Below are 14,614 nucleotides of genomic sequence, written 5' to 3'. Positions count from 1 at the left end.
TTTGATTATATGAATACAAATTTATTTTAGCTTGATTGCAATAACAAAGGTTACGAGGAATCCAATTTGAAAATTAATACCATCTTCAATTCCAAGCCGTCCACATAAAAATCTATAATACTTTGAAACTTTTTTGTTTCAGACTATAAAATTAGCTTTTTACTATATCAACCGTACTATCCCACATACCGCTAAAAAAAGATCCGATGTTACGCATAAAACGTGTAAACCAATTTGCTTGTTCTACATCTGATTTTGTTACAAGGTCTACTTGTAATGATTTACCTGATAAGAACCCAGGATCTGTATTATCTTTAGGCGAGATAATCATTTTACTAATTGTTAAACCTTTTTTAATAGGCGCTTCTTGTTCATTATTCGATACTTTAAATTCTTTTTTATAAACGTCTTTGTTACCCTTCGGCATTGGAAGTGAAACAGCTTGCTTCGTTTGAACAACTACATCTTTGTCTTTCGCATTTGCTACACGCACTGTTTCATGTCCTTTTACTACTGAATCTTTTCCATGGACCTTCTTCATTTCAAAATTCGCAAATCCGTAATCATATAATTTCTTCGTCTCATCAAAACGTGCTGTATGGGAGTTTGCTTTTATCACTACAGATATTAGACGCATACCGTTTCTTTCTACTGTACCAGTGAAGCAATCACCGGCTTCTGGAGTAGTTCCTGTTTTCAACCCATCTACACCTTCGTATTGCTTAATTAAACCTTTTAACATCATGTTAAAATTCACCATATCAATTGGATACTTGCCACCCTTTTGGAATGTTTTTTTAGGAATTTTCGCTGTATCTAACATTTTTGGAAAATCTTGAATAAGACGTTGTGCTAAAATCGCACAATCTCTTGCGGACATTTTATTTTTCTCGTCTGGAGTTGTCCCTTCTGGGTGATATCCTTTTAAATCATAGTTTGTTAAGCCTGTAGAGTTTACAAATTTATAATTTTTCATTCCAAACTCTTTTGACTTATCATTCATCATTTTCACGAAATCGGCTTCTTTTCCAGCAATTTCTTCAACTAAAGCAATTGTTGCACCATTTGCAGAGTAAATTGCCATTGCCTCATATAACTCTTTTACTGTATAAGAGCCACCATTTTCTAATGGAACGTTTGATAATGAGCGATCTTGTGAAATCTTATGTGCATATTCAGAGATTTTAACTTTTTGATCCCATTTAAGTTTTCCTTTATCCACCGCTTCATGAACTAAATATTCACTCATCATTTTTGTCATACTAGCAATTGCTAGTGATTCATCCGCATTTTTTTGATATAAAATTTTTCCGGAATTCGCTTCTACTAAAATTGCTGATCCTGCTTCTACATCTAAAACAGGGACTGTTTCCGCTGTTGCTCTTCCAGATGTAACAATTATGCTACAAAATAGTGTAAGCACTGTTACTATTACAATGAATTTTTTGTAAAACATACCTTTCAATCCTCTTACCTCCAATATATTTTTTAGGATTACAATGAATAGACAATCTAAATAATGCGTTTGTTCCATATTTACAAAAAATAAAACCAGTGTATCCCGATTAAATATCGAGACACACTGGTTTTATTAGCTATCAAGGATTTTAATTATTTAATTCAGCTATTTACTATACTCATACCAGAGATGAATTTTCCTTAGTCTAGACTATTAATTTTTTATAATAAAAAAACTACATCCTATATAGAATGTAGTTTCCCTCACAGATCTATCTATTTTTTACTTCCTTGTTATAAAAATCATATAATAATTCAATAGATGAACTAGATAAAAGCGGCATTGCCTTCTCAACTAATTCTCTATCCCAATCAAACCAACGCATTTCCATTAGCATTTTCATTTCTGTATCAGTGAATCGTTTCTTTATTTCCTTAGCAGGATTTCCACCAACTATTGTATACGGCGGAACATCTTTACTTACGACAGATCCCGCTGCAACGATTGCACCTTCACCGATTATAACGCCAGGCATAATAATAGCATTCATTCCAATCCAAGCATCACTTTTAATGACTGTATCGCCCTTCGGTTCATATGAATGTTCAATTTGTTCAGCGAATGGATATACTGTAATCCATTCTGAGTGATGATTATGATTACCACCCATTAAAATGACTACTCCACTCGCAATACAAACATAGTTCCCAATAATGAGTTTATCAAGATGCCATCCCATCTGTTCAATTGGATTGAACAGCGCTCGGGACTTAGCATCCCCCCACAAATACCTTACACAGCCATCTTCAAAATTTTGATGACCATAATAACCTGAATAATAGGAGTACTCTCCTACCTCAATGAGTGAATTTGTTACTATATCTTTTAAATACTTTGTTTCTGACCAATGATTAAATAATGGATGCTTCATAACTTTATTCCTCGCTTCTAAGTATTATATATTTTGCTATTTACTTAGAAGCTTACTACGACTGCTACATTTTTTAGCTTTCTCAAACGACGAATCATTGTCTTCAAGCCTTTCTTTTATTATAAAGGAATCATATCGTGATAAATTATATAAGTCAAATTGTAAAATTATGTACTGAAACTTGAAGTATGAATTGAAATTTCAGCATTAAAACAATCGAGTTTTCAAATAACAAAGTCCCAATTACATATAATAAAGATTTCTTATCTATACATCTAACTTCTTTCTTATATTAGCATTAACTCCCTCGATATAGTTTTATTATTTATTAATTTGTCTGATAAATCAATAAATTTCAATATGATTATAGAAGATATTATCATCCATTAGATTTCACAGCTAGTTTTTCACAAAAACGATTTCTGAATCCTTAAGTAAATAGGAGGTTTAGAACATGAAACTTTTAAGGCAATCAACAATTATTGGTGCATTGACTGTTGGAGGATTTTTATTTTCGAATACAATTAGTACAATCACACCTGTGTCTGCTGAATCGCAACTTACACAAAAAGAATCACGAATTTTAGATAATTGGCGGTGGCAAAGCTATTTTTTATTACATCATAATGCAGATTTTATAGAAGAGTTAGCAGTTGGTGACTTAAAACATGGAGATACATTCGATGTTACTATATATACTGGTGGTAAAGATACTGGTATTGTAAAAATATATCAATTGAGTGGAAATGAACATGATGAAATAAACTTGCATAGATATAAAACCATTTATGACTCGGGTTTGAAACATAATTATGGTAGATTTGTAACACCTATTACTAAGGTTTATAATCCAGGAACATATGTAGCCGTTATGAAACTTGGAGAAAATTATTATTATGGGGGCAGCTTTAAAATCTCAAAATAATTTGCGTATATCTGACCAGTAAATATATATTGAATACTATTGTTATTAGACAAAAACTATTTTAAAAGCTTTTCTGCCCTATATAAGGTAGAGGAGCTTTTTGATTGTCTGCCCTTTTTAAGATTAGAAAAAATCCTTACTTTCTTTATAAATTAGCATTTTTATTCAACAACTGTTTCCACGTCTTTAAGTTCTACAATTCAATATGCAATATTGCATATTCTATATGTTCACTCTTTAAAAATGCGATAATTTGTTTATAAAAATATTTAAAATTAGTATTGGAAGGAGAATATTACATGTCTTTCTATTCTTGGTCCCTCTTATTTTCTTAATATTTGTTGCAATTATCATTTCTATTCAAAAGGCTAAGAAACAATAATTTATTATTTGGAGGTGTAATAATGTCATTTGCAGCATGGAGTGCATTTTTTATGACTTTAATCGGAGCAGTATCCGGAGCAATCTTTGGTACAATATCCTCTAGAAATAAAAGTAAAAATTAAATACTAACGTAAAAAAATTTCTAATAAAACTCTATACAAAAAAGTAGCCTATAAAGTTTTATAGGCTACTTTTCATTTCATCCATATTATTTAGCTAATTCTTTCGTACCCTTCATTACATCAACGAAGAATCCCCAGTTATTCACAACAGAAGAAATACTAATATGTTCATCTGGTGTATGAACGTTAAAAATGTCTGGACCAAATGAAATTGCATCTAAGTCAGGCATCTTTTGAACGAATGCACTACATTCAATACCTGCATGTACAGCGAATATTTCAGCATCCTTGTTGTATTTTTCTTGATGCACTTTTTCAAACAAATTACGAATTTGTGAATTCGGATTGTATGGCCATTCTGGATATTCTGACTCTATTTCAAATGTTGCACCAACTAATTCGGCAATACATTTAATTTCATTTGCAATATGTTGTTTTAAACTACTGACAGAACTTCTCACTTCGTTACGTAATTTAATTTCATCTTGCAACGTTTCAATAACGCCTAAATTTGTTGAACTTTCTACTAGACCTTTAATATCCATGCTCATACTTTGAATGCCATTCGGAATTAAGAATAATGATGAAATAAGTTGCTTTTGTGTCTCTTTAGCAAATACTTTTTCTACTTTCTCATCCAATTTTGTAAGTGTTACATGAACATCTGGATCAACAGCACGCATTTCTTCTTGTAATACTCTTGTCCATGATTCTAGTTTTTCTTCTACTTTCTCTACATCTTCTGTAGCTAATACAATTGTAGCTACACTTTCACGCGGAATTGCATTTGTTTTTAATCCGCCGTGAACTTCACTTATTTCAAATTGAATATTTGCTGATAAATCACGTAATACTCGTCCTAATACTTTGTTCGCATTACCACGTTGTTTATCAATTTCCATACCAGAATGCCCGCCTTTTAAACCACCAACATATAGACGGTATGCATCCGTATTCACTGGCGCTTCATCCCATATTACTGGAATTGTTTCTACAGCTTTCGCACCACCTGCGCTACTTACAAGTAATTTATGATCTTCTTCAGAATCGATATTTATAAAAATCTTTCCTTCAAAGTGATTTGCATCAACAGCGAAAGCCCCGCCCATTGTTGTTTCTTCTTCAGTAGTAATAACTACTTCAAGTGCTGGATGCGAAATGTCTGATGCATCTAATAAAGCCATTGCATACGCAACTGCAATACCATTATCCGCTCCTAAAGTCGTTTGATTTGCATATAACATGTCCCCAATGATTCGTAATTCAATTGGATCTTTTTCAAAATCATGTACGGTTGCTTGATTTTTTTCACATACCATATCCATATGGCCTTGAATGATAATAGCTGGTACATTTTCATAGCCAGTAGTTGCGTCTTTTTTAATAATGACATTCATTGCTTCATCTTGAATCACTTCTAAGTTACGCTCTTTTGCAAAACCAACTAAATAATCACTAATTTCCTTTTCATTACCAGATCCTCTAGGAATCTTTGAAATTTCTGCAAAATGATAAAATACAGGGTGCTTTGTTAATTGTTCTAAAGTAGAATACATTTTTAAGCTCCTCTCAAAATGACAAAATAATATGTAAGTCTGCTATCATTATACCATGATTCGTTACTTTCCCTTTCTATTTCATACTTTATAATCCACTTGTGAAATATTTAATCGTATAAAAAAACGAAAGAAAATGCACTATGCATTTTCTTTCGTTTTTTTTGCTCTCATATATTTTGAAGTACCATTATTCATTAATTTCTCTAACCGATTTATATTTTCCGTTAATGCACCTTTCACAAGAGAGAAATCTGTATTTGGTTCTTCTTTTTTTTCTTTAAAAAATGAAGACTTTTGTACGTTTACTTCAGCCATCTCTTCTCCCCCTTTTCAAAAAGATACAATCTTCCATTTATATTATATCGCAAATGTAGACAGCGTGTACACGTATCATGTTCTTTTTAATTCTTCTTCTAATTCTTCTACTTGCTGTAATGTATCTCCTTTTATTAACGAGAAATCTGTTGTATCTTCATTATCTTCTTTAAAAAAATCATTGTCATAATTTTTTATCACTACAATCACCTCTACGTGCTAGTGTAGGAATGATTGTCCGATTTTATACAAGTTTGTCTAAATTTGCTTTACCTTTATGTATAAGTGAAAAGGACAGAAGAAAATCCTGTCCTTATTTACTAAAATAACTATGATGTATTGTTAAATTATATACATTTTCAAAATCTCGATCTTGCAGATTATTTTTCTTCCCATCAATAACAATGAAAACATCACTCACAGTTTTTGCTGGTATAATGCCGACATTTTCTACTTGTACCGCTTTCTGCTCATTCAATTGCTCAATGTGTTCAAACGGAACGATAATACTAAATTGTGAGCGGATACCGCGAAAGTTTGTATTTAATTCTTTTGCCGCTTCAAATACAACAATTTTCGCTCCAATCTTTTCCCCGTATGAATCTAAAAATGCGTTTAAACTTTTTGTATAGTCTTCTTCCGTATGCCATTCCATCGTACCGAATACTGCTGGATTCACATTTTGAATAATTGTTGTGTATATTTCTCCTCTTGCTTTAGAAGCAATTAATGACCGTTTTATCGATTGAACAGTCTTGCCGATATCGCTAAATTTCGCTCCCCATATTTCTGAAATATTTGGTGTTAAAATAAATGCGATATCAACGAAAATAACCATTGCAGTGAACATTAAAAGATTTTTCCAGAGGGTTAAATCAATTCCTTTTATCATGAAATACACGGTGACTGATATTATAAACAACCCATACCAAGTCTTTCTAATTCGTTGCTTCTTCTCCTCGTAGAGCTCTTCATTTCTCCAGTAAAAGAAAACAAGAACTAGAAAAACGATTGCTAAAATAAATAAGCCGATTCGAATGTTAGAGATCACCAATGACATCACCCTCCATTCAAAAACTACTCACGATATCATTACATGCACAAGCAGCTCTCTTTATGACAAAAGACGTGGACAAGCTTCTAAATTTAGCAATATCGCATATACATTAGAAGGTACCACGTCTTTTATCTTGAATCTACATTGTATATGTAGACAAGCATGCGTTTCAAATTTTCATGTTAAAAAGAAATATGTTTCGGAATTTCCCCTTCTGGTACTTCTCCGTCCATACTTAAGTAATAATGACGAATCGGACGTAAATCATCGTCTAATTCATAAACGAGTGGAATGCTCGTTGGAATATTTAATGAAACAACACCATCGCTTGAAAGGTTATCTAAGTATTTCACTAGCGAACGAATCGTATTACCGTGTGATGAAATAATTACCTTTTCACCACTTTTTAATGACGGTGCAATTTCTGAATGCCAATAATCAAGTACTCTTTTCTCCGTATCCACTAAACATTCAGTCAATGGAAACTCACCTTTTTTAAGTGCTTTATATTTTGGATCATTCATTTCATATCTAGAATCATCCTCAGTAAGAGCAGGTGGTCTTACATCAATACTTCTTCTCCAAATATGAACTTGCTCCTCACCATACTTTTTCGCAGTTTCATCTTTATTCAACCCTTGCAATGCACCGTAATGTCTTTCATTTAGCTTCCAAGATTTATGTACTGGTACCCAAGCAAGATCCATCTCATGAAGTACAATCCATAACGTCCGGATTGCTCGTTTTAATACAGATGTATAAGCTACATCAAAAGTATATCCATTTTTCTTTAATATCGTTCCTGCTTCTCTCCCTTCACTTAATCCATTCTCTGATAAATCTACATCTGTCCATCCTGTAAAGCGATTTTCAAGATTCCATAAACTTTGTCCGTGACGAATAAGTACAAGTTTTATCATAATAATTCCCCTCTCGGAAATGTGAATTTTATTGTTCCATTGCGTACACGTATAAAGTATCTAGTAATGTATCTTTTTATCCATTCACTCTATGACCAATCCATAGTTGCCAAATGTATGGATAAAATTTGTTCTTTTTCAAACTATAAAAACAGATATATTTCTTATTATTTTTGATCGATTACAACTTCTCGTTTTGATATCCAAGCATCAAAACCTGATCGACTATTTGCCATTTCATTCATAACTTGATGCCAATTTTCTTCACACGATTCACCAAATTTTGAAAAAATAGCACTCATCTGTTGTCTTTGAACATCGCTCAATTTTTTCTCTAAATCTACACCTATTTCTGTTAAAGATAACTGTTTCACACGGCGATCATGTGTAGCTTCATTACTCTCAATTAAGCCCTTTTCCACAAGTTGTCGCAGTGGTCCGTGAAGAGCTTGTTTACTTATTTCTAGCAGTGATAATAACTCATTTACACTTATCCCTGGAAATCGTGCGATAAAAAATAAAATTCGGTGATGTACTCGTTGTATGCCATACTCTTTTATAATTTCATCTGGCTTTTCAGTAAATGTTTTATATGCAAAGTAAAATAATGCTAATGCTTCATTCATCTGTTCTTCTTTATGTTGTGTCATCTACTTTCCCCCTGTATGTAAATTATACCACAATCCAGTAATCAATATTTTAATCAACGCATTGGAACTTCTTTAATTTATTGAAATATACATTGCACAATTAGGAGATGATTCATTTGAAAACGCAATATACTGTAAGTACATATTTATTAGATCGACTATGCGAATTAGGAATTGAACATATATTTGGTGTTCCTGGTGATTATAATTTAGCTTTTTTAGATGATGTACTCGCACATGAAAAGCTAAAGTGGATTGGCAATTGTAATGAATTAAATGCGGCATATGCTGCAGTGGATACGCTCGCATAAAAGGAATTGCAGCTCTTATTACGACCTTTGGCGTTGGAGAATTAAGCGCCCTTAACGGTGTTGCTGGGTCATACGCAGAAAACGTACCTGTTATAAAAATCACGGGGACACCACCAACAACTGTAATGGAAAATGGAGCACTCGTTCATCATACGTTAGGTGATGGAAAGTTCGATCATTTTTCCAATATGTATAGAGAAATCACGGTGGCACAATCAAAATTAACACCTGAGCATGCCGCTGAAGAAATCGATCGTGTGTTACGTTCATGTTGGAGTGAGAAACGCCCTGTTCATATTCAATTACCGATTGATGTGTATAATAAACCAATTAATAAACCTACGGAACCAATTTTACATAAACCAGTTCTAAGTAATAAAGATGCGCTGGATAAAATGCTTCTACATGCGACTTCAAAAATAAACAGTGCCAAAAAACCAGTTATTTTAGCTGATTTTGAAGTGGCTCGTTTTCATGCGGAAGAATATTTGCATCAATTCGTAGAAAAAACTGGGTTTCCTATCGCAACATTAAGTATGGGGAAAGGAATATTCCCTGAAAAACACCCACAATTTATAGGAATTTATACTGGTGATGTTAGTTCTCCATACTTACGAAAAAGAATTGATGAATCCGACTGTATTATTAGTATTGGCGTTAAATTAACTGATACTATTACTGGCGGCTTTACACAAGGCTTTATGAAAGAGCAAGTAATAGAAATCCATCCCTATACTGTAAAAATTATAGATAGAAAATATGGACCCGTTGTAATGAAAGATGTTTTAGAACAATTAAGTGATTTAATCGAACATAGCATAGAGAAAACACTTGAAATTAAGCCCTTTATTTCAGAATCACTATCTATGACAGAAGAGTTCAATCCAAAAGCTCAAATGGTTACACAAAAACGTTTTTGGCAACAAATATACCATTTCTTACAAGAAAACGATGTTTTAATTGCAGAGCAAGGAACACCTTTCTTCGGTAGTGCCGCTATCCCTTTACCAAATAACACTACATATGTAGCACAACCATTATGGGGCTCGATTGGTTATACATTACCTGCTCTACTCGGTACACAGCTCGCTGATTTATCGCGACGTAATATTTTAATTATTGGTGATGGTTCTTTCCAATTAACTGTCCAAGAGTTATCGACTATACTTCGTCAAAATTTAAAACCGATTATATTTTTAGTCAATAACAATGGATACACTGTTGAACGTGCAATTCACGGCCAAAACGAACCATATAATGATATTCAAATGTGGGATTACACGAAACTAGCAAATGTATTCGGATCAGAGGAAAAAAGTCTAACATGTAAAGTGGAAAATGAAACAGAGTTAGCAGCAGTCTTAACGAATATAACTTTAAATAAGAATCAACTTATCTTTATTGAAGTTGTAATGAGTCAAGGGGATCAGCCTGAATTGTTAGCTACACTTGGGGAAAGATTTGGCAAGCAAAATTCTTAATAAGAAAAAGCGTAGCTATAGTTTGGCTACGCTTTTTCTTATTAAATTTTTATTCCGCAAGCGTTAACTGCCAAGACACACCATACTTATCATTTAACCAGCCAAATTTTTTACTAAATGGATAAGAACCTAAAGGCATTAGTACAGATCCATCCTGTGCTAGTTTATGAAAGACCGTTTCAATTTCTTCTTCCGTCTCACAAGTTACATAAAGAGACATAGATGGTGTAAATGTAAAACCATGCTTTACATAACTATCAATACACATGAACTCTTGTCCATTTAGCGTAAAAGTTGCATGAATTACAGTTCCCTCTTTACCAGGTCCATTTTCATCGTAGCGAGAGATATTTACAATTTCTGATTGATCGAATAGCGACGTGTAAAAATTCATCGCTTCCTCAGCTTTGCCCTCAAACATTAAAAACGTCGTAATTTTTTGATTTGTGTTACTCATATTGAGACAGCCCCTTGTTATGTATTTATGTAAAACATACATCGGCCAATAAAAACCGAACATGTATTCTTATAAATGTATTGTCTATAAAAACGATGAGTTTGTCAATTATCTAATTTCTTATTTCTTCTTAAATAATGCTGTCCAAAGAAATGATTCTCCAAACATAGTATTTGGTTGGTCAATTTGCTTCATCTTTCTAATTTCGATCACTTCAAATTCTTTAAATATATCTCTCAATTTTTCTTCAGAATATGCAAGACCACCTTGTAAACTCCATCCTCTATATACGTCCCAATCAGTTATTTCTGATCCATTTCGCTCATCTAAATCGCCTGCTGCAAAACATGTTAATCCAAAATAACCACCCGGTTTCAATGAGTTTTTAATTAAATTCACATAATTTATTCTTCTATGTGGTGGAATATGATGTAAACAGCCTGAATCGTACACAAAATCAAATTCATTTTGAGCCTCTAAATTAAAAATCGAATCACAAATAAAATCAATTTCTATTCCTTTTGCTAACGCCCTCTCTTTCGCCCAATTAATGCCCTCTATAGATAAATCCACTGCTTTTACTTCAAATCCTTCATTCGCCAAATAAATTGCATTTCTTCCTGGACCACATCCAAGCTCCAACACTTTCCCTTTGGAGATCCATTCTTTTTGTATATAGGAAACTAGGTTCTCATCTGGAATATTTTCAAAAAACGGAACATCTTTTTCTCTGTTCGCATAAAATTCATTCCAAAACAGTTCTGCCGGTCTTAATAATGAATCAAGCATTTCAATAATATCTTCTTGAGTATGCAACGTTTCATTTTTCATTTGTACCCCTCCAAATTTAATAGTCAGAAAATTATTATATATCTTTTTGAACTTTCAAACAAAGAAAAAACTCCTATATTCAATAGGAGTTTTTGTCTTTAAAATCCAAGTACAGCCAACCATTTTAACAACTTCTCTTCTCGCGCTTTTAAATCATCGTTCCTAAGCTTGCCTAACTGTATTTCACTCACAATTTCTCCGTCTGCCATAAAAAGAACTCTTTCTGTTTTCGCTGCTACCTTTACATCATGAGTTACTAACATAATTGTAGTTCCATCACGATTAATATTTAATAAGATTTGCATTACTTCTTCTGTTGATTTTAAATTTAGAGCACCCGTTGGCTCATCAGCAAAAATAATATTTGGATTATTAATGAGCGCTCTACATATAGAGACCCTTTGTAATTGCCCTCCAGATGCTTCGGTTATATAATGCGACGCTATATCACTTATCCCCATTTTCCCCATTAGCTCCAGAGCACGTTTATTTACTATTTTCTTACTCTCACATTTCGCTAAATATGCTGACAAAATGATATTATCAAATAGATTCAAGTTTCTCAGAAGGTTGCTCTGCTGAAAAATAAATCCTATTTCAGTAAGGCGCAATTTGGCTAACGCTTCTTCTTTCATACATGATAATTCTTTACTATCAACTTTCACACTTCCAGATGATATTTGATCCATTCCGCTAATAGTATAAAGTAACGTCGATTTTCCGGAACCAGAAGGTCCCATAACCGATACAAATTCTCCCTCATAAATCTCTAAATCTATATTTTTTAACACGTGATAATTGGCATTTCCATCTATTGAATATTTTTTGTTTAATTCCTTTACTTCTAAAATTTTTTTCAAGTTATACACCCCTACTCCCCATTTGGCTTTACATCGTTTGTTTGCTTTATAGTAAAACTAATGAAAAGTGTTGCTGTAGTCACAGATATAAATAATATAGCTGGACATATTACATAAGAAACGATAGGATTTACGACAAACTTTATGTGAGCTGCTCCCATAAATGAGCCTAACCAACTTACTAACATTTCACCAAACATAGCAGCTATACATGTCCCAGTCACAATGCCTAATAATACAATGACGATAGAACGTATTATATACTGTATACGAATATCTTTGTATGAAAACCCTATACTTTTCATAATTAATATTTGCGAAGAGTCTTTTGCCAATAACATTTTAAAAAACATTGCAGTGATTAAAACTGATATCAATATAGCAATCAAAATAGCCACTTGAGTCACGAGTCTTAATTGTTTAATTGTCTCTCCTAAAGTTTGTGTTAAATAATCATCCGTATCTGTTATTTTTACAGAACTAAAATTATGTTTATACTCCTTCACTTTTTCTTTTAAATTCACAGTAGGCTTCATATCTACATTTACTACATACCATAATATATTTTCATCATTATAAGAGAAGCTCACTTTAGCTGTTTTCCCGCCATTCGTTACATCTTGATATATACCACTAATAGTTAGTACGTTCTCTTTTCCTTCTGCAAATAAAATGATTTTATCCCCTACATTCTTTTTCAATTCATTTGCGTTCATATAAGAAAGAGCAATTTCATTTTTATTTTTTGGTGCCATACCTTGAATATTGTCTAATGGGAATTGAGTGAAGTCTCCTACTTCTACATTTAAATTTTCATGTATGCCATCAGCATTCACTATTTTAAATGTAATCGTTACAAATGCTGCATATTTTTCTACTTCATCATCATTTCGTAAATATGATATAACGTCCTTAAATCGTTTCTCTATATTTTCAGTTTGCTGTAAATCTATTCGAATATCACTTTTTCCTGTTCCCATATAATTAACAAACTTCGGTGACTGAATCGTATACAAAAAGTTAACAGGTACAACAATCATAAACACAGCTATTATTAATACGATACTTAATACGCGATATAACTTAAATCTTTTTATAACATCTTGTATACCAATAAATATATTTACATTTTTAAATTTAGATTGATTGAGTGAAAAAGAGTTTCTAATCTTTCTTTTCCCTAGTTTATCTCTTGATTGTAAAGCGTCTATTGCTGTAATTCCCCTAAAATCCCGCAAAATGATGCGACAGAACAGGATAACGACTAAAAATAACAATGTTGTAATTATTAATGGCACAACATTGTGTAAAATACTTTTATCTGCCGCCCCCATATAAAGTGTGATATTCGAAGTGAATATTTTTGTAACAAATAGTGAAAGTATATATCCACATATACATCCACCAGCTGAAATAACAACATATTTTGTTACATATAGTTTTTGAATATCTTTACTTGTAATACCGATAGCTTTCATAACACCTATTTCCCGATATTCTTCTTCCATTGAAGTCATAATCGTAAATCTAATACATAAACTTGCGATTAACATTAATAATGCACTTATTATAATAAGCACTGCAGCTATAATTCCATCTGTTAATGAATTGAGTGTTTTAAAGAGTGAATACGTAATAGAGGGACCTTTTTGAGGTAAGTTCGATGACTCGTATAGATTTTCAAATTCATTTATTTTATTTACATCTGTTAGCTGGAATTCAATAAGATATTCGCTTTCTCCAAAATTCCTTTTTATTCTTTCGAAATCTTCATTGCTTATTACGAATCGTTTTGAACTAATAATTGATGGATTCATTTGAACATCACGAACAAATGCTGAAATAGTAAATTCTAGTTCATTCTTATTTTTATCAACCCATATTTTATCTCCAATACGCAAATTATATTTTTGCATATAATAAATTGGTACACCTATTTCTCCTTTCCTAACATCGACCACTTCATTATTTAAATTTAATAAAAAATCAAACTTACTATTTTGTTTAACTAAGCTTATGTCCATTACACTATTATGTTCCGCTTGACTTTTCTTCTTTATAAAAATGTTAGATCCATTTATTTGAACCATCTCAGCCGTTTGCTGTTTTTTTACAAACGGAATTTTTTCTACAAAGGAATCAATTGACTTTTGATTTACTTCTCTGGCATGCATTTGTACGAAATGCGGTGCGTTTGATACTTTAACCAATTGATCCATTGAGTTCAATAGATTTATAACATTACTTGAAGCACTAGCCATTAAAAGACTTGATAACATGATAAACATAAATAAAATGGTAATTATCATTTTATTTTGAGAGAAATCTCTTTTTAACATTCTCCTAATCATA

Annotated in this window: 13 protein-coding genes and 1 pseudogene; 2 read left to right on the top strand and 12 right to left on the bottom strand. The window is 32.3% G+C overall.

Features of this window, described 5'->3' with window-relative positions:
• Positions 1 to 151: 151 nt before the first annotated feature.
• Together DN389_RS26420 and DN389_RS26415 are read right to left on the bottom strand one after the other, a co-directional pair.
• Positions 152 to 1,465 carry a D-alanyl-D-alanine carboxypeptidase family protein gene (locus DN389_RS26420; protein ID WP_098190480.1) on the bottom strand — a complete coding sequence of 438 codons (1,314 nt, stop codon included), beginning with the start codon at positions 1,463 to 1,465 and terminating at the stop codon, positions 152 to 154.
• A gap of 265 nt (positions 1,466 to 1,730) precedes the next feature.
• A complete protein-coding gene (locus DN389_RS26415; RefSeq protein WP_000682543.1) occupies positions 1,731 to 2,390 on the bottom strand; it encodes a CatB-related O-acetyltransferase in 660 nt (219 codons plus the stop codon).
• A 454-nt stretch (positions 2,391 to 2,844) separates the two neighbouring features.
• Here DN389_RS26415 and DN389_RS26410 point away from each other — a divergent pair, with 454 nt between their 5' ends.
• Positions 2,845 to 3,315 carry a DUF5065 family protein gene (locus DN389_RS26410; RefSeq protein ID WP_149237762.1) on the top strand — a complete coding sequence of 157 codons (471 nt, stop codon included), beginning with the start codon at positions 2,845 to 2,847 and terminating at the stop codon, positions 3,313 to 3,315.
• A gap of 592 nt (positions 3,316 to 3,907) precedes the next feature.
• On the opposite strand, the gene pepD is transcribed toward DN389_RS26410, so the two are convergent.
• From pepD to DN389_RS26385, 6 genes are all read right to left on the bottom strand, one after another.
• Complete coding sequence (pepD, locus tag DN389_RS26405) at positions 3,908 to 5,377, bottom strand: beta-Ala-His dipeptidase (protein ID WP_000287560.1); 1,470 nt, start codon at positions 5,375 to 5,377, stop codon at positions 3,908 to 3,910.
• A gap of 141 nt (positions 5,378 to 5,518) precedes the next feature.
• Positions 5,519 to 5,695: a stage II sporulation protein SB gene (spoIISB, locus tag DN389_RS28565; protein WP_000852619.1), complete on the bottom strand. Its 177-nt coding sequence runs from the start codon at positions 5,693 to 5,695 to the stop codon at positions 5,519 to 5,521.
• Between the two features lie 75 nt (positions 5,696 to 5,770).
• Complete coding sequence (locus tag DN389_RS26400; protein ID WP_149237761.1) at positions 5,771 to 5,896, bottom strand: D-alanyl-D-alanine carboxypeptidase; 126 nt, start codon at positions 5,894 to 5,896, stop codon at positions 5,771 to 5,773.
• A 112-nt stretch (positions 5,897 to 6,008) separates the two neighbouring features.
• The gene (locus tag DN389_RS26395; protein ID WP_140160316.1) at positions 6,009 to 6,746 is read right to left on the bottom strand and encodes a type II toxin-antitoxin system SpoIISA family toxin; all 738 of its coding nucleotides are present in this window, start codon (positions 6,744 to 6,746) and stop codon (positions 6,009 to 6,011) included.
• Between the two features lie 188 nt (positions 6,747 to 6,934).
• Positions 6,935 to 7,672, bottom strand: a complete 738-nt coding sequence (gene gpmA, locus DN389_RS26390) for a 2,3-diphosphoglycerate-dependent phosphoglycerate mutase (protein WP_088080044.1) — start codon at positions 7,670 to 7,672, stop codon at positions 6,935 to 6,937.
• A 167-nt stretch (positions 7,673 to 7,839) separates the two neighbouring features.
• Positions 7,840 to 8,322: a MarR family winged helix-turn-helix transcriptional regulator gene (locus tag DN389_RS26385; RefSeq protein WP_088080043.1), complete on the bottom strand. Its 483-nt coding sequence runs from the start codon at positions 8,320 to 8,322 to the stop codon at positions 7,840 to 7,842.
• Positions 8,323 to 8,429: 107 nt separating this feature from the next.
• Between DN389_RS26385 and DN389_RS26380 the strand changes: the two are divergent.
• Positions 8,430 to 10,114: pseudogene (locus DN389_RS26380) on the top strand (alpha-keto acid decarboxylase family protein).
• A gap of 49 nt (positions 10,115 to 10,163) precedes the next feature.
• On the opposite strand, the gene DN389_RS26375 reads toward DN389_RS26380, so the two are convergent.
• The 4 genes from DN389_RS26375 to DN389_RS26360 all read right to left on the bottom strand — a co-directional run bounded on the left by DN389_RS26375 (position 10,164) and on the right by DN389_RS26360 (position 14,613).
• Positions 10,164 to 10,571 (bottom strand): VOC family protein, encoded by a 408-nt coding sequence (locus DN389_RS26375; protein ID WP_064474156.1) that lies wholly within the window; start codon positions 10,569 to 10,571, stop codon positions 10,164 to 10,166.
• A gap of 120 nt (positions 10,572 to 10,691) precedes the next feature.
• The gene (locus DN389_RS26370; protein ID WP_098190474.1) at positions 10,692 to 11,402 is read right to left on the bottom strand and encodes a class I SAM-dependent methyltransferase; all 711 of its coding nucleotides are present in this window, start codon (positions 11,400 to 11,402) and stop codon (positions 10,692 to 10,694) included.
• Positions 11,403 to 11,500: 98 nt separating this feature from the next.
• A complete protein-coding gene (locus DN389_RS26365; protein WP_117616459.1) occupies positions 11,501 to 12,262 on the bottom strand; it encodes an ABC transporter ATP-binding protein in 762 nt (253 codons plus the stop codon).
• A gap of 11 nt (positions 12,263 to 12,273) precedes the next feature.
• The gene (locus DN389_RS26360; protein WP_149237760.1) at positions 12,274 to 14,613 is read right to left on the bottom strand and encodes an ABC transporter permease; all 2,340 of its coding nucleotides are present in this window, start codon (positions 14,611 to 14,613) and stop codon (positions 12,274 to 12,276) included.
• Position 14,614 lies beyond the last annotated feature (1 nt).

The sequence above is a fragment of the Bacillus sp. AY3-1 genome, assembly GCF_008368785.1.
GTDB classification, from domain to species: domain Bacteria; phylum Bacillota; class Bacilli; order Bacillales; family Bacillaceae_G; genus Bacillus_A; species Bacillus_A wiedmannii.
The sequence above is the reverse complement of the archived record's forward strand: the minus strand, read 5'-3'. Positions and strand labels throughout refer to the sequence as shown.